The sequence below is a fragment of the Bryocella sp. genome (genome assembly GCF_058498515.1).
Genome location: NZ_JBMHYI010000060.1, coordinates 38,821 through 59,347 on the forward strand (window position 1 = coordinate 38,821; position 20,527 = coordinate 59,347).

16 protein-coding genes are annotated in these 20,527 nt (G+C 58.2%); 8 read left to right on the forward strand and 8 right to left on the reverse strand.

Going from position 1 to position 20,527, the window contains the following annotated elements:
• Positions 1–429 precede the first annotated feature (429 nt).
• The 5 genes from AC5E6W_RS17495 to AC5E6W_RS17515 are packed head-to-tail and all read right to left on the reverse strand — an operon-like array spanning position 430 to position 6,989.
• Entirely contained in the window at positions 430–1,650 is a 1,221-nt protein-coding gene (locus tag AC5E6W_RS17495; RefSeq protein ID WP_491753616.1) for a glycosyltransferase family 4 protein, read from the reverse strand.
• A gap of 5 nt (positions 1,651–1,655) precedes the next feature.
• A complete protein-coding gene (locus AC5E6W_RS17500; RefSeq protein WP_491753617.1) occupies positions 1,656–2,996 on the reverse strand; it encodes a lipopolysaccharide biosynthesis protein in 1,341 nt (446 codons plus the stop codon).
• Positions 2,993–4,306 (reverse strand): GumC family protein, encoded by a 1,314-nt coding sequence (locus tag AC5E6W_RS17505; protein WP_491753618.1) that lies wholly within the window; start codon positions 4,304–4,306, stop codon positions 2,993–2,995. Before AC5E6W_RS17505 ends, AC5E6W_RS17500 begins: the two co-directional genes overlap by 4 nt.
• Positions 4,303–4,740: a hypothetical protein gene (locus AC5E6W_RS17510; RefSeq protein ID WP_491753619.1), complete on the reverse strand. Its 438-nt coding sequence runs from the start codon at positions 4,738–4,740 to the stop codon at positions 4,303–4,305. Before AC5E6W_RS17510 ends, AC5E6W_RS17505 begins: the two co-directional genes overlap by 4 nt.
• 26 nt (positions 4,741–4,766) lie before the next feature.
• Positions 4,767–6,989, reverse strand: coding sequence for an SLBB domain-containing protein (locus AC5E6W_RS17515; RefSeq protein ID WP_491753620.1), 2,223 nt, complete (start codon positions 6,987–6,989; stop codon positions 4,767–4,769).
• A 267-nt stretch (positions 6,990–7,256) separates the two neighbouring features.
• Here AC5E6W_RS17515 and AC5E6W_RS17520 point away from each other — a divergent pair, with 267 nt between their 5' ends.
• Positions 7,257–7,475, forward strand: coding sequence for a hypothetical protein (locus AC5E6W_RS17520; RefSeq protein WP_491753621.1), 219 nt, complete (start codon positions 7,257–7,259; stop codon positions 7,473–7,475).
• A 466-nt stretch (positions 7,476–7,941) separates the two neighbouring features.
• Here the strand turns inward: AC5E6W_RS17520 and AC5E6W_RS17525 are convergent, their stop codons facing one another.
• A complete protein-coding gene (locus tag AC5E6W_RS17525) occupies positions 7,942–9,258 on the reverse strand; it encodes a nucleotidyltransferase family protein (protein ID WP_491753622.1) in 1,317 nt (438 codons plus the stop codon).
• A 330-nt stretch (positions 9,259–9,588) separates the two neighbouring features.
• Here AC5E6W_RS17525 and AC5E6W_RS17530 point away from each other — a divergent pair, with 330 nt between their 5' ends.
• On the forward strand, positions 9,589–10,575 hold the full coding sequence (locus AC5E6W_RS17530; protein WP_491753623.1) for a hypothetical protein: 987 nt from the start codon (positions 9,589–9,591) through the stop codon (positions 10,573–10,575).
• 2 nt (positions 10,576–10,577) lie between these two features.
• The gene (locus AC5E6W_RS17535; RefSeq protein ID WP_491753624.1) at positions 10,578–10,925 is read left to right on the forward strand and encodes a hypothetical protein; all 348 of its coding nucleotides are present in this window, start codon (positions 10,578–10,580) and stop codon (positions 10,923–10,925) included.
• Between the two features lie 227 nt (positions 10,926–11,152).
• Here the strand turns inward: AC5E6W_RS17535 and AC5E6W_RS17540 are convergent, their stop codons facing one another.
• Positions 11,153–12,001: an HPr kinase/phosphorylase gene (locus AC5E6W_RS17540; protein ID WP_491753625.1), complete on the reverse strand. Its 849-nt coding sequence runs from the start codon at positions 11,999–12,001 to the stop codon at positions 11,153–11,155.
• 460 nt (positions 12,002–12,461) lie between these two features.
• Positions 12,462–13,652, reverse strand: a complete 1,191-nt coding sequence (locus AC5E6W_RS17545) for a putative sugar O-methyltransferase (protein ID WP_491753626.1) — start codon at positions 13,650–13,652, stop codon at positions 12,462–12,464.
• Positions 13,653–14,042: 390 nt separating this feature from the next.
• Here AC5E6W_RS17545 and AC5E6W_RS17550 point away from each other — a divergent pair, with 390 nt between their 5' ends.
• The 5 genes from AC5E6W_RS17550 (at position 14,043) to AC5E6W_RS17570 (ending at position 20,241) form a co-directional block, all read left to right on the forward strand.
• Positions 14,043–15,050 (forward strand): phytanoyl-CoA dioxygenase family protein, encoded by a 1,008-nt coding sequence (locus AC5E6W_RS17550; RefSeq protein ID WP_491753627.1) that lies wholly within the window; start codon positions 14,043–14,045, stop codon positions 15,048–15,050.
• A gap of 7 nt (positions 15,051–15,057) precedes the next feature.
• On the forward strand, positions 15,058–16,938 hold the full coding sequence (locus tag AC5E6W_RS17555) for an ABC transporter ATP-binding protein (RefSeq protein WP_491753628.1): 1,881 nt from the start codon (positions 15,058–15,060) through the stop codon (positions 16,936–16,938).
• An 82-nt stretch (positions 16,939–17,020) separates the two neighbouring features.
• Positions 17,021–18,304, forward strand: a complete 1,284-nt coding sequence (locus tag AC5E6W_RS17560; RefSeq protein WP_491753629.1) for a putative sugar O-methyltransferase — start codon at positions 17,021–17,023, stop codon at positions 18,302–18,304.
• Between the two features lie 76 nt (positions 18,305–18,380).
• Entirely contained in the window at positions 18,381–19,139 is a 759-nt protein-coding gene (locus tag AC5E6W_RS17565) for a DUF2306 domain-containing protein (protein ID WP_491753630.1), read from the forward strand.
• A gap of 70 nt (positions 19,140–19,209) precedes the next feature.
• A complete protein-coding gene (locus AC5E6W_RS17570) occupies positions 19,210–20,241 on the forward strand; it encodes a hypothetical protein (RefSeq protein ID WP_491753631.1) in 1,032 nt (343 codons plus the stop codon).
• Positions 20,242–20,527: the final 286 nt, after the last annotated feature.

Sequence of the window (20,527 nt, forward strand, 5' to 3'; positions counted from 1 at the left end):
AACAGTGGACTGTCATACTCGTCCTCCAACCGCAAAGTCCAATAACTACGCGGCCGACACCATTGCCTTTCACACGCCAAAGCCAATGCTGGTGCCGAATATCTGCCGTTGAATGATTCAGCAGGAGTGGCGTCGATAGCAGTGCGCACGATAGTGCGGCGACGGGAGTACTAAGTCTCAGAAGAAGATTGGCCAACAGCAGCGGAAGCAGCGACTGGATCAATGCCTGAAGGGCGCGTGCCGTCTCCCGAATACGTAGCGGGCTGCCTCCGCCTGAGTGAGCACGATTACTTCGGGGAAGAAACACACCTGACAGGTCCTGCACGGTGCCGCGGAAGGCCGCCGGGGACGTCGCCCTCTTTCGAGCGGGGAGGTCGGCGAGAAAATCGAGATATCGATTGGAGAGGTAAGAATCGGGTGCAACCACATTCATCCTTCCTGCTCGGCGACGCAACGTGACTCGTTCGCTTCGATCCGCACGTAGTTCGATGGGAGGGCGAAGATAGAGGCAGAGCGCTCCATCTCGTTCTGCAGCATGCCCAGCGTTAGTAGTTGCTGGTAGGCATGCTGGTATTCGTTAGCGAGAACCTCCAGCGACAGGTGCGGAAAGCGCACCGGGTGGGGTAACGGTTTCGCGATCGCCCTGCGAATCGCATTCGCCAGTGCCTCTTCTTCGCCAACGCCGAGACGAACGAAGCTGCAGTGTGTCCCACCAACTTCGCGAAAGGCCGCGATGTCGGAACATACGACACGGCACCCGACAAGCAATGCCTCCGCGACCGGTAGTCCGAAACCCTCCGTTATGGACGGCGCCACCAGAGCCTGGCAACTCGTATAGCACCACTGCAACTCCGACTCGGATAGGCCGTGTAGTAGACGGACTCTTCCCTCGAGGCCCAGACGGGAGATCGACTGCAGAATGCGCGGAGTCTCGGGTCCAGTGATCCCCACAACAACCAGCTTCATGGCCTGGTCGACTTCAGCACGGCGCAGCAGCCGATCGAATGCCTCAATCAGCAGGACGATATTCTTGTTACGTCGATGCTGCGAAACGCTGAGCAGGAAGAGTTCGTCCTGCCAACCGTGAGGCCGCGAGGTTGTGGCGCGGTGCCCCTCCTGCGCGACGCAGTTGTAAATCCGAGTCGCCTTGGTCCAGGTCGAATGTGATGAGTATTGCCGCAGCTGCAGCTTTGTGGATTCAGAAACGCAAGCAATCGCATTGACACTGCGAAGGCATTGCCGCAGGATCAACCGGTTGACCATCACCTTGGGAAAGCCAAAGTTCTGCGGAATCTCGTAGGGGTAGAGATCGTGCAGAGTCACCAGGGTTGGACACTTAAATGACTCCGCATCCACCGGCACGGGATACGTCAGATGGACCAGGTCGGTCTGCATCTGCGCGGCAAGCACGGGGAGCTCGCGATAATACCAGCGATTGCGACTGAGAGAACTCTCTTCCATCTCCGCGACATGAGTGGTTAGACGGTCGTCAGGATCAATGCCCGCGGCTTCCACAAGCTTCCTCTGCCAGGGCGCAACCACGAGATCAATCTTTGAAATTTCGGGCCGCAGCAGAAGACACCGAACCAAATTGAAGGCATGGCGCTGGATGCCGGAGATCTCCGACGAAAATGAGGCGGCCGCAACCATGATCTTCATGACTTGAATCCCCTCTGCAGCTCATCAGGGATTGCCATGAACGGCACAGAGTTCGAGCGCTGCCGCGGTTCGCCAAGGCGGTGCAAGAGTGGCAGGTAGACCACCAGGGCGATGGCCCCATAACAGACCCTTGCGGTCGCAAGTCCGCGCAGACCTAGATGGTGCAGGAGGTAGATCATCAGCACCAGCATTACCGCCCTCCCGCTCAGGCTAAGAAGAGCGACAGTCCGGAAACGTCCTAGCGCCTGCAAGGCATAAGTGCCTGTAACCCCGAGTCCCATCAGGGCAGTGCCCAGGACAATCGGCCGGAAGATTGTCGCCGCACTGTGTGCGACCGCTGGTCCCGCCCAGATGCGAAGCAGGCGATCTCCCCAAAGGAGCAGGATTGCTGCGCCGCTGGCGACCAGAGCCAAATTGCACGCGAATGCTATTGCCAGGGTCCGCCGCAACGCGACGGTGGAGATCGTCCCGGCGCGGCCGGATAGATAGGGAAATAGAAAATGCAGGCAGGAGGCGGTGAGACCGAAGATGGGTTGAGCGATCTGGATGCTCAACGCATAGGGAGCCACTGCCAGCGCTCCGAGCGATACACCGAGGAGAATCCGGTCGAACTGGCCGAAGGCAACGCTTCCCAATGCCTGCAGCCAGACGAAGATGCCAACGCCGAGCAAGACTCGCGTTTCGCGCGGCTGGAATGCTGGCCATATCATGGCCGAACCGAGAACAGTTCGTAGCGCGCGAAATTGCAGGTATGCTCCTGCAAGGAGAAATACTCCGGTCATTAGGAGAATGCTCACCGTGCGGTGTCCGCCTATGGCGAGCACCGCCGCTGCGGCCAGCGTGAACAAACGAGTCGCCGAACTGATCCGCACCGTACTGCTGTACCGTTCAAAGGCTCGCTGCGTGCTCGCGCCAACGCTTTCGATAGAGCGCACCAAGATCAGCACTCCGGCGATGCGCAGTGAGATCAGGCACTCTCGGGCCGACGCCGTATGCTCGACAGCGATGCGAAGAGAAGCATAGGGAGCGGCGATCCACACGACTATGGCGAACGCAGTGCCCAGGACGAGATTGATACCCAGCAAGCTGCGCACCGCTGACAACATCGAGTTGCGGTCGCCTACACCCCGAAGCTCAGCAATACGTCGGAGTCCGGCATCGCAAAACCCCGATGCGATGATGCCCCCCGCGCTGATCACCGAAGTTGCGATCATCCAGAGGCCGTACTCAGCACCACCAAGTTTGTGCAGTACGATCGGCGCCACCAGCAGCATCCCCAACGGATAGGAGATGTAGTCGAGGGCACCGTAGAGGGAGTTTGTGAGATGTCTTCTCATGCGGCGCCCCGGTCTGCACCGGCGGCCGTCGCGAGGCTCCTCGCAAGAGCCGGGACAACCTCAGCCAGGAGTGTCTTCCGCGGATCGCCGGGGTGTACCTTCGACCAGTTATCCCGAACTAAGATCAAGGCGGCAGTGACCGCAAATGAAATCAACGTAAGCAGTAAAGCCAGCAGGAGACGAGGAGGGAACGACTTCTTTTCTGGAACACCCGGAGGGTCGATGACCCGAACAACCGGTATGTCCTTTGCCTCTTCAATGCGGGCCATTTCATACTGCTGCGTGAGAAGTTCAAACACGGTCTCCTGCACCTTCACTGTGCGATAGAGATCGGCATACGGAACTGCGAGGCGGGGGAGTTGACGTAAGGGCGGATAAAGTCCTCCGCTATCCACTGTGTCTTGCATGGCTCCCGCAGCCTGATCGTTCAGAGGTGCGGAGGAGCCCGTCATCTTCTGCAAAGCGCCCTGCAAGGCAGCGATTCGGGCCCCCGCCTCTCGCACGCGCACATTTCCGTCACCGTAAATCTGACGCAGCGACTGGAGACTCGACTGTTCGACCAGAATTTCGCCCTGGACTCTCGCTCCCGCGTCGACCATCGCTCGGGTCTGTTCCCGGATATCGACGGTGTTGTTCCGGCTCGAGAACGAACTCAACTCAAGCTGCGCTCGCTCTAGATCAGCCTGAACGGTATGCAAACGTTGCTCGATGAAGATACGTTCCTGGCGCGCTGCCGAAGTGCTCGTCTGCATCACAATCCGGTTCAACTCATCGAGATATCCCTGAGCGAGATCCCGGGCACGGACAGGATCCGTGTCCTCCACGGTGATCGTAATCACGCCACTCTTCTTGTCGTCCGTGATCTTGGTCGCATGAGCCAGGTGCCTGGCGGTATCGACGGCGTAGCGCGTGTGATACACATGCTTCAAATTGAAGTGGTCGATCAGATGACCGGCAACCGTACCGCTACTGAGCAGATTGACAAAAAGAGCCGTCGAGGTGTGTTCGCCCAGGAGACCGCCAGCGAGACTTCCAAGCGTCCCCAAGCCGCCGCCACGACCAGCCAATGCAGCCAGAATCATAGCGCCAGAGCCTTGCTGGTCCGGGGGCATGATGCTCGTCGACGCCTTGTACTCCTTTGGGATCAGAAAGGCGATGCCCAGACTTGCCACCAATGAAATTGCAACTACGCGGGAAAGGATTCGGCGGTGCTGCCAGAGCAGCATCGCTCGGACAGCCCAATGCGTCTGCTGTAATTCACGCAACCGGCTCGTCTCCCCCTGGGGCATGATGGATGAGCCATTCGTCATTTCGCCCTCCCAATGGGTCTGCAGGAAATCTCAATGGTGTTCGCGCCTACAGCAAAGGGACGTCCATCATCGTCGACGAGCGTTTCCGCGAAATGGCAGTTATCCCTCAAGGGCGTTCCGGACAGGGCTGTGATCCGTTGATCGAGGAACTCGACACGGAACTCCAGGTTCCGTGCTCCAGCACGCGGCAGCAGCTCCTGAGCGAATTCTTTTCTCAAACTGCGCTGAAGGACCGGCATATCGGACACCACAGACGCGGAGTCAATTAGGTATCCGGCTGCCGCCAGCCACTCGAAGGCGGGATTGACCGAGCTCCCCAACCGAACATAGGGCGATGCCATGTTCCCCCGGACTCGCTGTGGCCAGTCCTGGGCTCGGGAGAGATTGACGGATTGAAATGAGACAGCAAGCATGAGATACATCACGATGACCATGAACGTTCGCGGCATACAGGGCACAGCTACAGCGCTGCTACCGCGATGCCGGCGGTGATCGCTATGGAGGAAGCAAGTTGCGCCGTGGTGAGAAGATTTCGCCAGAACAACGAAGAGCCAAGGATCTTCTGAGGAACGACAACGACGTCTCCAGGGTTCAGCCTGGTGGAGAGCACATCGGCGTCGAACCATCCTCCCGAGTGACGCCCAATGACAGAGCCGTTGGCGCGAATGACGAAGATATCCTTGCGGTTGGCCGTCGCGTTGGTTCCTCCCGCATGGCTCAGGTACCACACAGCGGTCTTGCCAGGCGTGAACGTGAGTGCCGTGGCGTTATAGACCTGACCAGAGACGAGCACGAAGCCGGGCCGCTTGGGGATCGTCAGAACGTCGCCGCGACGCAGCTCGATGTCCGCCGGAGTATTTGCCCAGCTATCGATGTCGGAGCTGATTTCAATCACCATGCGGCCGGTGGGCGGATGGCTCTTCAACTGCTCGAGCGCCTGATCCTGTTGCGCTTTGATGAGCTGCAACGTACCCTGCGTGTCGCCGCTGCCGAGCGAGGGAGCCAGCCGCGCGGAGGCTGAGTTCGTTTCAATCTGGCGGATCAGCTCGTCACGGCTCTTTTGTTCAAGCTCCCTGACTTGGTCTCTGAGGAGCACAGCCCCTTCCGGATACGCTGTTGTCCGAAAGCCTCCGGCACGGCGTAAGATGGAACTAAGGTGCTCGCCCTCCCGGAAGCCATAACTCCCAGGAAAATTGACCTGTCCATCGATGGTCACCGACTCACCGATATCTTCCCAACCGGTGATTTGGTGGATCGTCAGCACATCTCCGGGCTTGAGTGCCACATCCGCTTTGGGGTCGGTGCCCGCGACAGCGACGCCGATCTGCACGGTAGCGAGCGCTCCCCTCACCACGTTGCCATTGACCACGGAGTAGCTGGTCAAGTCGGCGGTCTCCACCAGCGCATCGCGCTTGAAGCCACCTGCCATCCGCACTAGCTGCGAGGTTGTCATGCCCTTCGACAATGGATACACGCCCGGCCGAAGCACTTCGCCGTGGATGGTGACCTTCGGACTGTCGACTTCGTAACGTCCGAAGATCCGAATGGTGTCGAAGGGTTGGAGAGCGGGATTGTCGTTGCCAATGAGTACGTCCGGGACGTTGAAATCAATCGTCTCCGCGTGCAGGTCGGGGGGAACCAGCCGAACGATCTCTCCTCGATTTGCTGGCTCGGGCAACATATCCCGATAGCTATGCAGGACCTCGCTGAGGTGCATGCCATCGGTATAGGGCAAACGACCGGGCCTGGAGACGTGCCCCTGAAGATAGATAGCCCGCTCGCTGTACGGCAGGATAGGAGCAATCCGTATGCGATCTCCGTCCTTCACCTGGAACGCATTGATGGCAACCCGGTCGGAGTCCGGGGCTTCCCCTTTGGGCAGATCCAGCGTCACGGTTTCGCGCTTACGATTGGCATCGATGCGCTCGATGGTGATGTGGCTGAGCGCAGCCTCGGCCGTAACTCCGCCTGCGTCGTCGATCAAGGATGAGAGGGTCGATTCTCCCGACTTCAGTTCATAGATCGCGGGCCGCCGCACGGCACCCGAAATCGCGACCTGCGCTCCCGCAGGTGGCACCATCAGCGTGTCTCCGCCTTCGAAGCGCGCGCTCCCCTTGCGCACTCCATGGAGCAGAAAGTCGTATAGATCGACGTCTTCGACTAAGTGGTCGCCCCGATAATGCCGCGCGACGCGCAGTGATCCAACGGCCGTAGGCCCACCCGCGGCATACAGCGCACTTAGAGGAGTGGCCAGCGAGCTGAGATCGTAGCCTCCGGGACGCTGCACGTCTCCCACCACATACACGCGCACCGAGCGCAGCCTCGAGACGGTCACAGAAACCTGTGCGCCTCGGTACTGCTGCGTTAGCGCGCGCCTGATCATGCTTTCGGCTTGATCGAGAGGTAGACCACCGATTTGAAGTGAACCTGCATCCGGTAGAAGAATGTGGCCATCGCGATCGATGACGCGATTGAGGCTCTGCGTCATCCCACCCCAAAGATTGATGATGAGCGCGTCACCCGGGCCGACGACATAGTCCGGCCCCACGGGAACGTCCAGCGGAGTGTCGCTGCTTGAGCTCCCGCGCGGGATGGCGGAGCTATCCCGATCGAGAAAGACCTCGGAGCCAAAGCGCTTCAGCGGAGATGCCTGCTCGGGGATCTGCGTATAGAGATCACGCATCGACTGGAGATTGTATGGCGTTGTCTCTCGCAGCACTTTCGGAGCGTCGGTGGAGGAGTGGACCTCCTCTTGTCGAGTCGCTGGGCGGTTCGAACGAACACCTGCGGAACTCCTCAACGGATCGCGGGTCAACGGGAGGCGGTCAGCGCTGATCCCCGCGGTCAGGCCCGAATCCCCACCCAACAGGGGCGCGGCCCGGTTACCTCGAGCGGATGACGTATCTTGAGAGGAGTCAACGTCGGAAGATCCGGCGCCAGAAGCGGCCGATTGGAAATCACCCTGGGACACATATCCGCGCGCCCTCAAGAAGGTGGTGATACTCGCGCGAAGATCGGCGTTCGTCGCGATCTGGCTATACAGCATCTGGTCCGAGATATCATTCACGTCAACCTGCGTACCTTGCTCCTGCAGGTGGTCGGCGACCTGCGACTTAATCTCCACCACAAGATCCGGACTCTGCTGCAGGATCTGAATGATCTGATTTGACGAGAGGCTTGCTGGAGTTGCTTGCAGGTTGAAACTCGATGCTGACGTGACACCAAGGAAGGAATCTGCGCCGTCACCGAAGACTCCCGTCGTTTGAGGCGTGCTGCTTTGATTCGAGGATTGCGTAGCGCTCTGCGTCGCGGGCGGTGCCAACGGATCTTGCGCGGCTGCTGGAGACGAGAAGAATCCCAATGCAAGCAGAATCGATCCCGCGGCCAGAGCCGGAAGATGAGACCTTCTCCTCGGAGAAATATTCACGTGCATGTATCGATTGCGAGTCATAGAGTCATGGCGGCCGATCGAGAGGAGCTTCGATCCAAGCTTCACCACTAACCGTAGAGATCCAGGACAGTTCGGGTGTCATGCGTGCGTCAGTGAATTGTCATTCCTTTGTTACCGAGGCAGACATCGTGGATGAACTGGTAAGCCTCGTAATAATCGACGACGCAACGGAGGATTCGATTCGCTATACCAGCCGGCCTCTTTGCCTGCGCCAATGAAATGACTCATACATGTAACGAAGCCCCTCAACACTATGGAACCGGAGACGAAAGAAAATCAGCCGGAGCTGTAGCCTGTAGCGCTGGGCACGGTCCGTCAGGCCTTCGTCCGGCTTGCCGCGGAAGAGGGCAGGCGGCAGTGTCATGGGCATCAACTTTCGTCGAAGCGCTCGTTTTGGGAGGAGCTCCAACAGTTCCAGTTCCTCCTGCAACATGACGTACAGTTTGTTACCCGGAAAGCTCCCGAGTGCACAGCGACGACCGTAGAGTTCAACCCATAGCCGCACGGAGACGGGAAGGCAGTCGACGGTCCAGCACGTTAGAGCCTCTGGAGCGAACTCTCCCATGAGCTGAGTGATCAGAAGTGTTGCCAAACCGAGTGCGACCGGCGCATTGGAGTTGTGCCGAGCCGCGGCGCGAACTTCCTTCCAGAACACGTCGTCGTCCCGGCGAGCGACGATATGGCGCCAGAACTCGATCAAATGTGCCGTGCGGAAGAACTCGCTACAAATGTGTTTGGCCAGGTGCAGGCCCTGCCCTACAAAGAGGTCCGCAGGGGAAAGCACCGGCATCCGCACGCCATGAAACTCTAGCTCTTCCTTGCGCTGCAGCAACGACGATCGACTCTCGCCACTCGCGAGGTGCAGCTCCACGGAACGAAATGGTAACGCCTTATACAAGTCCTTCAGCGACCCGCCAGGCATGTGTCGCGTCTTGAACTCCAAGCTACTGCCGCAGCTCGCGTGAAGATAATAGCCTCTGCTCTCAAGAATCCGCCGTGCCGAAGATGCACTGCTCTCTGCGATTAAGAAGTCCAGATCGAGCTGAGATCGCAGGCAAGGGTTCGGCACCGAGCACGGCCAGAGCGTGAAGCCCTTGACCGCTGCATACGAGAGTCCTTCGCCCTGGAACTGGCGATGAATCGCGTTTGACTCCGCAATCATCTCCAACGTTCGCTCGGTATTGTCCCGTAGATTCTGTTGCAGGCGAGCAAGCGCATCGGGTGGCAGCGTCTCAGACCGCCGCAGCTCAAACACCCGGTCGAGGAAGTACAGCGCCAGGCCACTCGTATCGAGCCACCTCAACAGTCTGCGCCACTGTGAGCCGGTGAGATCCCTCAATACGGAGTATCGATCGTCTGGAAACGGGTCGCAGAACGTCAGCAATACAGCTGCCCGTGCCTCTTGGTCCGTTCCCAGCAATCGGTGTAGCGGGTCGCGTTTCATATCAACGTGGAAGGAGCCTACCAATCCGATGTGACGCGTGTACTCTTCGGCTGCCACTCCATTCCTTTCGAACGGTAACGAGCACCTTCTCGAGACTTGTCATGGCCGTGTCAGCTAATTGTCATTCGTTGGGCACAGGAATTGGTGTGTTCTACCTCTAGACCTGACCTTGCACGCTTGCCGACATGCAATCCACGTCGACAGCTGATATTGAGCGCCTCGAATCGATCGAGGTGAGAGTGACAACCCATTGACAAAGAACAGACGTTCCGGAGACACGGTCGACCGGTAGATTCCCTAGAGTGGACTTCTATGCCGCCTCCACTCGCTATGATCCATTGCTCCAAATTAGCAAGCCCAACGAGGTTCATCCTCTTTGCATTGACCATGCTCAGCGCCGCGCGAAACGGGACAGCCCAAAATACACCGCTGATCTCCGGTGGCGCTGGATTCTTCACTAACACCACCGGCGGTAGCACTAGCTATCAGCCGATCATCGCTCCGCTCGCGGCCGTCCCGATCGGAAACAACTTCCTGATTGAGTCCCGTGCCGCAATCGTCGACGAGCTTTCACCCAAAGGCGGCGACCAGCCCGGTTATGATCACAGCTTCTTCGCCGGCTTGACCTATCTTCAGGGTGACTACATCGCGACCTCGCACGTCACCGTCGTGGGCGGTACCTTCCTCACGCCTTTCGGAACCTACAATGAGCGGCTCTCTCCCATCTGGATCAATACACTCCAGGATGGTCCCCTCATCCAGTCTCTCGGCATCATGAGTACTGGCGTCAGTTTGGGCGGAATGTTGCGCGGATCCGCTATCTCTCGGAGCAAATATTCCATCGATTACGCAGCCTATTATTCCGGCAGCAGCAGCAAGCAGAACTTTGCCGCTCAACACGCTACGGGCGGTCGCGCCGATCTCCTCTTCCCGGAGAAGCACCTGGAGATTGGCGTTTCCTACGGTCGCAGGCTGCAAGGCACCCAGGAGAACTTCTACGGTTCGCATCTCTGGTGGAAGATCGGCGACACACCGTTCCGCCTGCGCTCTGAGTTCGCTCGCGGGCGTCACGCCCAGGGATATTGGGTCGAGATGGATTACCGCACCGCAGCCCACGGAGGACTGGATAGCTGGATCGGGAGACTGGAGCCTATCGTCCGCATGCAGCAGACGTTTCGCCGCGACAGTATCGTCAGCGACGGCCTGCCACTCGTGAATAACCAACGAATCGACTTCGGCCTGGACTACAACCTTCCGCACAACACCCGAGTGCTGACCAGCTACTCAAGGCAATTCTCCTCCGCGAAAGACTTCAATATCTGGGAGACAGGTATCGTGTACCGCTTCTTGTTCCCAGCCTGGAAAGGAAAGTGATCATGCATTCAAAGCATCTTCTCGTCTACATGCTCGCACTAGCTGCGCCGATGCCGGCCGCTCTCCGCGCGCAAGCCAGTGCAGCGGTGCCGACGGCTACGACTAGGAAGGCTCACACCGCACAACAGACCGCACCGGCGACTGCAAACAATTCTGCGGCGGCGCAGAACAACGCGAACCCCCAGCCCAGCGAAGGAGAGATCATCTTCCATCAACGCTGCGCCGGTTGTCACAACGCGCCAGAAGGCTTCTCGCCCAGAATCTCCGGCACCGTCGTCCGCCACATGCGGGTACGCGCCGGCCTCAGCCAGCGTGATGAAGAAGCCCTGCTCCGCTTCTTCAATCCATAGCCAATGCCAGCTGAAAGGCCTAGCGTTTCTATACCAAGGTCATTGAAGCCCGGATCGAGCAGATATAGATTGAACATGAAGACATAGATCGAAAAGCCAGCGTCAAAAAAACGCCGTAGTGAAGAATACCCAATAGCCACGAGGCCGTTTCTTTTCGGCAAACCACGCCGCAGGACTTCTCCATATCGAGACAGCCCCCGGAGGCTTATCCAGCAGCAACAGGTCCACTAGAGTGACTTCCGGACCAACTGCCGCAGGCGATCGACGCCCCATGACAGGTCACGGTATCGCAACTCGAAGACCTCGGCATCCAGCAGTCGCTCAATAGCGGCATACTGCGGTCCTCGGGTGTTTTCGGGGCCGAATAACATCTGCTGCATGAAATGCCGAGCCACATCCTTGCGATAGGGAACGAGCTTCGGCTGGCCCAACGCCTTCCTGTTCAGAAACACGATGAAGTCTACCTTAGCCGTTTGTGCGCACTTCAATGCTGGGATCATTGCGGTTTGCATTTCCACCGAAGGTTTTCCTGCGGCTCGGGGCATCATCCTCAGGCCTTCAATCTCCGGGAAAAGCGCTGCCGCGGTTGGCCGGAACCTCACCTGGTAGCAGTTGCCCGCAACCGTGCGGTCCTCTCCGCAGTTCAATAGATAGCTTCCATCGTCGGAGACATACGTCCAGCCACTGCGCGCGCACGCATACGACAGGCTGGACTTCCCTGCGCCAGAGTCCCCACACAATAGAACGCCGCGGCCATCGAGAGCTACACATCCCGCGTGCACTGGTGTCGTGTATCGCGTCGCAATACAGGAAACCGGGGTCCCGAGAAAGTAATACCCGGCGTAAAGCTTATGGCGCAACGCAGCGCGAGAGAGACAGATCTGCGCGGTGTTGTGTTCCATATCGATGATGCTGTAGTTGTCCCTATCCGCGATGCTGACAAAAAGGGGTGACATGAGCCGGTACACCGGCAAGGGTGGGCACTCCGTGGAATCACCCTCCACCACATGAACCTCCGATTTGATCGGGACCAAATCATGCTGCTGCTCGAACTTTCCCCAGAGGCTGTCAAGCACGTCGAAGACCTCAAATGAGTTCGTCTTCACTTCGACGGGAAACCCGAAGGGATAGAAGATTCTCTTCAGGGATAGCGCCGGTTTCGGCAGCTCCGGCCTGGAGAAATCCATCGCCTGGGACCCATTACACGCGCGCTCGATCTCTTGGATCGTCATATCCGGCTTCCCTCAGTTTCGGTAAACGTCAAAGCACCCTCGTGTGCAGAAAAGCAACTCTGCTGCGGTCTGAGTGTTACGGACCGCCATGCTCTAAGTTGATCGGGCCGAACGTGAACGTCGCTTACCGGCCGATTTGCATCTCGTAAACCGCGATCGGCGTTTGAGTCGCTTAACAGCAGATCTCACGGTGCTCGATTTAATACACAACGGTATTGAAACTGAGTATGAACAAGACGCGGATGCGAGTTGCTATCGATTTGTCACTTCTTTGTCCCGAATGGGTGCGCTGAACGCACTATCTTCACCGCGCACGCCGAGGCTGCGCGATCCGATACAGACATTCCACGTGATCCGCATCGGGAGCGATGTGTCGGTTCCAATTAGAGGTCCGTGTATTCAACATGGCAAACGGAATGCGCGAGGGCCCCGCGATGGCTTCTGCGATCACCCTGGAAGAGCGCCCGTTGCCTATGTAGAGAAAGTGACTCCGAGTCATCCGGACGATATCGTTCAGATACTCCACCATTAATGCTGGAGAAAGATCAGATATTGCGTGGGAACTGAAGCAGAGATTGACCGTTCCGGCAGGCAATGTGAGAAGCTCGAAGACCGGCAGCAGCAGCACATCCGCCTGCGCGATCGTCTTCGCAGTTAGCTCTACCTCACCATACAAAACAATCTTAAGTTGCGGAAATGCTTTGAGAAGATAATAAGAGGTGAGGGCGATGCTCTCCGGAACATCGAAATCGATATATGTCGTCATTGGGCGGCCGCGAAGAAGGTAGTAGGCCATCCCTCCGAAGCCACCGCCAATTTCGGCGACTGAGGCGCTCCCTGTGGGTAGCAGCGACGCGATCCGCTCTGCACAATAGTGCTGGTATTCGGAGCCCACTCGCACAAGCGTACCTTCGAGCATCACGCCGAATGGATTCCCAATGGTTGGACCAGCCAGATCGCGGAGCCCGTAGCGGCAGTCCGTTTGCTCCTTCCAGTAGTCCAGCCGGTAGAGAGCATCGATAAGATACAGACTGCGATGGAAATCCGTGGCATCGTCCCCCAGAAAGCCGTTCTTCATCCGCTGCACGGGGACTAGGCCCGTCGAGCAATCATCGCGGAAAAAATTCCGATACATTACCTGCAAAGAGTCAATATCGTTCGATCTTAAGGCCCGTATGACGGGCCCTAGAGTCAGGTCGCGGTGCTCCTGCCACCATGCCGTTGGAGCATATTTCGTTGCTGCGCCTTGCTGTCGTTCGGTCGCAAGAGAGTAGGCTCTGCAGATCCTTTGCAGAAGCGCGACATCCGAGCCCTGAAAATCCTCGTGCTCTCTGAAACCTTGGGTGAAAGCAGACAAGTTGTATCGCGAATCCCCCTTGAAATGACGGCCGCCACGATGCAACAACCTGTGGTTTATCCATGCAGTCTGCCCGATGCGCTTTGCGGATGCGAGCGTGCGAAGAGGATGGTGCAGGTGCTTCCAGGTCAGGGACATCTCGGCCTCCGTCCAGGAATGCCCTCCGAATTGTTGGTTGCTTCCTTCACGGGCCACACCTTGCCAGGCGGAACCAGCCGCCCACTCCTGCTCAAGCGTAGCGGTCTGATTTGACCGGATTGTCTCCAGAATGTCTGGATGTGTTCATTGAATTGTTCGAGCGACGAAGACGGCATCGCCGTTCGCGCATGGCTCCTCCCGCCGCAGGTCCGAGGGGTTCTGTTGCACTCTTCCGCTCCCGGAAAAGTCTGGAGACAATCAAGTGACAAAGCCTTGACAACCAATCACGGAGCTCAACGTAGGCTTTGAAACGTCTGCAAGGAATCTCGGCACATTGCGGCGGAAGCTGCGTTTGCCTAGGTTGCGACGAGCAGCGCCGCAGGGGACTGGATGAAGCCATTTCGTGAGATCAGCGCGGAGGAATTGATCGCGGAAGGCGTCCTGCGTGAGCTAGACGCCAATGGATATCTCCTCATTCGCCAGCTCATGCCAGCCGAGGACATCGAAAGTCTGTTATGCGAAATGGTGCAGATCCTATCCTCGAATCAATGGCTGTTGCCTGGAGACAGCCGCATAGCCAATCCAGACGCTGCCTGCGGCGATTCAGATCCGGCATTCAAACAGGTCTACGATAAGATTTTCAATCTTGAGGCCTTCCACCGCCTCACTCATCATCCAAAACTCCGTAATGTGATGCAGATGATCGTCGGGCCACGGCTCATGGTTCATCCGAAGCCCATCGGCCGCATCATCTTCCCGAACTGTGATCGCTTCCTGATCGATGCCCATCAGGATCATTTAGCGATCGGTGGAGACACCGCTTGCTATACAGCGTGGATGCCTCTGCATGACTGCCCGGTCGAGCTTGGACCGCTGCAGATCCTGGAGTCCTCGCATCACTTCGGCTTTCAAGAAGCCGATCCGGCTACCGGTCATATCCCAAGAAAGAAGACGCGCGGAGGCGACTGGGCTGGTGGACGGATCAACGCTGGCGATGTACTGATTTTTCACAGTTTGACGGTCCATTCCGCTTCGCCCAACACTTCCACACAAATGAGGGTTTCGCTGGATTGCAGATTTCAGGATTACGCCAGGCCCCTGAATCCGGCGAACGTCGTCTTCCCCGGATCGAAAGAACGATCATGGGAGGCCACTTATGCGAACTGGCGTTCGGAAGATCTCAAGTACTTCTGGAAACGACTCCCTTTGACTTTCACACCGTCGAAGCAGGAGCTCGCCAAGCTCATGAAGACCGATGAGTCCCCGCGCATGCGGACACGGTACCAGAACATTCTGAACCAACTCGAAGTTCAGTTTCCTTCCGAGAGCCGGGCAACCACTGATCCAGAACGGCTCCGCCAACCTATGCCGATAGCCGAAAGCTCATCCTCGACGTGAACCACCTATGAACTCCTCTTCGGATGCATCCAGACTCCGTGACCATCTCAATCCAGCGCGGGACAGCTCCAACCGCGACCACGCGGTCTGTCCCCCGTGGACGCTGAAGTTCGCTATCGCCCCGCCTGAAGTCTGGAACCTCATCAGGCCGCTGCGCTGGCTTCTCGCGGGCTGCTTCTCCCTGATGCTCGTCAGCCGCATCTGCAGTCTCGCCGTCCCGGTTGCCTTCCGTTATTTGATCAACGATGTCATGTACCAGCATCACTTCGATCGCCTCCCGTGGATCGTCGCCGGCGTCATCACGGCCACCTCCGTGCAGGGCATCACAGGTTTCATACTGGCACAGAACCTCTCCATCGCCGGACAGCGCCTAGTGTCCGACCTGCGCAAACAAGTCTGCGCACACGTAGGCCGCCTCCCTGTGCTCTTCTACGACACCAACAGCACCGGAACTCTTGCGGCCCGCATCATGAATGATGCTGAAGGCATTCGCGATCTTGTAGGCTCCGGGCTCGTCGACCTCGCGGGCGGTTTGCTGAGTGCCATCATCGCTCTAGTCATCCTTCTGCACATCAGTGTTCTGATAACCGTGCTGACGGTCTGCATCCTGCTCGGCTTCGGCTTGTTCCTCAAGAAAGCATTTGGCATCACCCGCCCCATCTTTCGCGAGCGCTCCCGGCTCACTGCGGAAGTCACAGGGCGCTTGACCGAATCGCTCTCTGCGGTTCGGGTCGTAAAAGCCTACCGCGCCGAAGCGGCCGAAGCGAAGGTCTTCGCCGGCGGCGCAGATCGTATCTTCGGCAGCTTCGTGGACACCATCACCGCGCAGTCCTACATGACGCTTGTATCCGTCGTCCTGTTTGGCGCCGTCGGCAGCCTCGTCATGTACCTCGGCGCTCTCGAAGTCAAAAAAGGCTACATAGATGTTGGCAGCTTCGTGGAGTTCATCCTTCTGCTGGCCTTCATGACGGCGCCCATTGCCCTGCTGGTCAGCGTAGGCAGTCAGCTCACGGAAGCTGTTGCCGGACTGGAACGTACCGCCGCAATCCTCCGCGAGCCTAAAGAGGATAGCGAGTCCAGCCGCACCTACGCGATCAACTCGATACAAGGCGCCGTTAGTTTTCGTGACGTCTCCTTCGCCTACACACCTGGTAAGCCTGTGCTGCATGGCATTGGATTCGACGCCGAACCCGGAACGGTGACCGCTTTGGTCGGCGCTTCGGGTTCCGGAAAGTCAACCGTCATCTCACTGATATGCGGCTTTTATAACTCCATCGACGGTCAGGTTCTTATCGATGGCATCGATCTCGCCACCGTAAAGCTCAGTAGCTATCGGGAGCAGCTCGGAGTGGTGTTCCAGGATACGTTCCTGTTCGATGGCACTATCCGCGAGAATGTGATGTTCAGCCGCCCCGATGCCGATCCGCGGCAATGGATGGAGGCTTGCCGCATCGCGCGCGTGGATGAGTTCGCGGAGCGCCTTCCCGACCGCTACGAGACGATCGTGGGGGAGAGAGGAATCAGGCTCTCGGGCGGCCAGCGCCAGCGGATCTCCATCGCCCGGGCCATCCTGGCAGACCCGCGCATCCTCATCCTCGATGAGGCCACCAGCTCACTCGACTCCGAGTCGGAAGCCCTGATTCAGGCCGGTCTGACTTCGCTCATGCAGGGCAGAACAACCTTCGTCATCGCACACCGTCTCTCCACCGTCCGCCGAGCCGACCAGATACTCGTGCTCGATCACGGAAAGATTGTCGAACGCGGAACCCATGCGTCGCTTTATGCGCTCAAGGGGCGGTACCACGCCTTCTACACGCGCCAGCACGGACTTGAAGCTAACATGCTTCTGGCTCCTGGGGAGGGCGAGTTATGTCCTATGCCAGCGTGAGACTTCGGCTGATGGTCGCCGCGCGCAACATCGAAGCTCCGCAATGCTCTTTGGCAGCCGCGAAGGAGACGATACTGTGAGATTGAACAACGTACTCCATCCACTCCAGGTTGCCAAAAGGGCGAAGGCGGCCTTCGCCACGCACCTTCACATCTGGAAGTTCGGCAACCATGGCCGGCAGCGCTTCCAGAACGATCCCCGCTATCATCTTCGCTACGTCACGCGAGGATTTGCTTCGCCCGCGTTCGCGTCTCCCGCCAACCCACCTTGCGACGATACCCGGCTGCTCGAACGAATCTGTTCTGCCTACAACGCCGCAGTCGCGCGGCAACAGGCGGCACCGCAAGCGTACGCCACGGTCCAAAACTTGGATCGCCTGCGTCAAGGCCCGCTCGGTCCATCGATTCGGGCGCTGCGCGAAAACGACACGACAGCACTGGCAGCGATGTATCGAAACTTCTATCGCGATCCTTGCTCCGCAGGCCTGCTGGCTGCTCCGGGGGGCATATCCAGAGCCTATTTTGGTGGACAGATCAAAGACATCTACCGCCGTTTCTATCTGACCCATGTGCTGTATCGCCTCGACTACTGGAAGGAGATCACTGGTGGTCGCTTCTCGCTGAAGGACCTGGCGGGCCCAGGGATCGGAAATCCTTTCGGGGTTACGATCGACGGGACGCATATCGGCGTGGGGGCTGAGTACGCCCACTATTGCGCCTATCGGGCCGCGGATCTGTTGGAGCGCGCGGCACCACAAAGAACCGTGATAGCAGAGATCGGCGGCGGCTTCGGTGCCGTCGCCTATTACCTCCTCCGCGATAACCAACCTCTTACCTACATCAATTTCGATATTCCAGAGAGAGTAGCGCTGAGTTCGTATTACCTGATGAAGGCATTTCCCCACCTGACCTTCGTGCTGTACGGCGAGAAGCCGTTGCTCTCGGAAATGATCCGCCAGGCCGATGTCGTGCTGCTGCCGGCTTTCGCCCTGGCAGATATGCCTTCCGCGTCAGTCGATATCACCTTCAGTTCGAACGGCCTGGTGAACTTCTCTCCGCACGTCTTCGGCGAAGCTCTGCGAAGCATGGCGGCTATGACAAAGCGCTCCCTTCTCTATATCGGCAATGAGAGATTCGCCGAGTTGATCGCTCTACATCTGGGGAATAAACCAGGTTCATTCACGCTAGCGGACAGCCGCGCATCGGGATGGCATAGTCACAAGGTCTCGGGGGCCGGCGTAGGCGGTGCAGCAGCTCGTGCCTCTTCGACCTTGCTCGAACAAACCTTCCACCGCAATCCTGCCAGCACGCCGATCGCCTGCGGCTCACAGAATTGTTTAGGGCGGTCCGGAGACGCGCAATGCTAAAGGCACGAGCAGTAGGCGAGACGCCGGGTGCCCTACGCGCGCACCTCCCTTACATGGCCTGTCCAAAGGAGGCACCGTGGAACTTCCCTCATTGACAGCAATAAACCGGCCACCTTCGGTACGCCCTCCACGGCGCTGGGGGAAGATCGCGCTCTGGATGGCCATCGGCGCGGCAACTCTTTCGGTAACGCTCTACAGCGAAGTGCCGTTGCTTCGACAAGCAAAGGAGCGCGCCTATCTAAGCACGATCCCCTTGATCATCGTTCCGCATGTATCCGCCGGGATCATCGCGCTTCTAAGTGGCCCTCTGCAGTTTTCTAGTCGTCTGCGCCGCCGCTATCTACAGTTTCACCGCGTGCTGGGGCGAATCTACGTAGTCTCCGTCCTGGTTGCCGCACCGCTCGCGATGGTGCTCGCGAATCATCGCCACGATCCACGCGCGATCCACTTTGTCATCGCCACCTGCTGCCAGGCAGGAACCTGGCTAATCGCTACTGTGGCCGCATTCCTTACAGCTCGCAATGGTCACATCCAACAGCATCGGGAGTGGATGGTACGCTCCTATGCCCTCACCCTTACCTTTGTGGGAACTCGCGTACTGCAGCCGATCCCAGCCTTCAACCGCCATAGCGAAGCTGGCTTCGCGATCGAGATCATCCTCATTACCTTCGCGGCCATCCTTATTCCAGACATCGTCTTCCATTGGCGACAACTGACGGTCCCGCGTATCCGCTCTTCCGCAGCGAACTCACGCGTGAGTGAAACGCCGCACGGTGAAGAAGACATCGCCACCTTGCCACGACCCACGTCCCGTCTGAAAGTTGGACAGATTTGATGACGGTCCGCGATGATACCGCCCTTCAAGCAGAACAGCTTCGCAAAACTGGTGCAGGAGGTCCAGCCATATGTCGATCAATGCCAGGCTCCGTGCAGCCTTGATGAACATCGCCCTGGGTAGGACCGCGCTCCCACAGGAGTTCACGCTAGGGCTGCCGGAACCACAGACCGAGATCACTATCTGGCTGCGGGGCGTCGGAGTGGATCGTGACGTAACCAACCACGTCTCGACGGCATGCGCCGAGCCGTTGACTATCTGCATCGGCTTCGAGGAAGAAACGTATCTAAGCACGCAGGACTGCCCCAATTTGACGCTGGTCTTCTCCGAGCGTGACGGCCAGAGACGGCTACTCGGCAAGATCGGACTGGAACATAAACGGACGTTGTCTGCTCCGCGCACTGAGCTTCTGTTCTTCGAGCCGCGCAGTTCGAGCAACTTTTGTCTGCCTAAGGCGCGACTCGCTCTTCACTACCTATTGCATGCCTACCGGCAATGGCGCAGGGATAATACGCAGGGTATTCGGATGACCTTTCTCGAGCGGCGGGCCTCCATGGTGACGTTTATCCGCCCCCATCCGATCCTGCTGGTAAGCGTCGGTGATCGCGACAATGGCAACATCTTCCCTATGAATCTTTGTGGAGACCTTGGAAGTGGCTACTTCGGCTTTGCGCTGCGCACCGAAAGAGTTGCGGGCACCCTCGTCGAACGTTTCGGTCGCGTAGCATTGAGCAGTCTGCCTGAGTCGGAAGGCTACCTGGCGTATCGAATGGCCCACAACCACACTATGGAATCCATCGATTGGAGCCGACTCCCCTTCTCTACCGGGACGTCAAAGACATTTCATCTTCCAATCCCAGAGTTCGCGCAGAGAGTGAAAGAGCTAGAGATTGTGACGTCGATCGCCATAGGAAGCCATCGATTCTTCGTCGCTCGCATCGTTGGGGACGAGAAGATAGCCGATGGTCCGGGGTTCTGCTCTATCCATGGGTTCTATCAGGCGTGGAGATTGAAGCAGAGCAACAATCGCGCGAGGGACTTTGCGCCCGCGCTGGCGAGAGACGCCTTCCACAAGCGGGAGCGCCACGTCGCCAAATCGTAGCGCAGAGTTCCCGACATCGTCCGCACAAAATTTTCAACGGAATGCAGGTTAGCGGTCCCGCTTCGTCGCCACGTAGATAGCACACTGTGCTTCGACAGCAACATCCGCGTTGACTCGCCAGCGACATGGATTCCGGAAGCCACAACGGCGCGGCGTGGATTTTCTCCGGGATTATTGTTCCTCAGGCGGATCGATCGGGGGTTTAGTAGGTGGAGGACGTCGACCGGATTGGAAACAATACGTTCGCCACTTGCTTCAGTTCGATCAGTGACGCAAGACGCCTCGT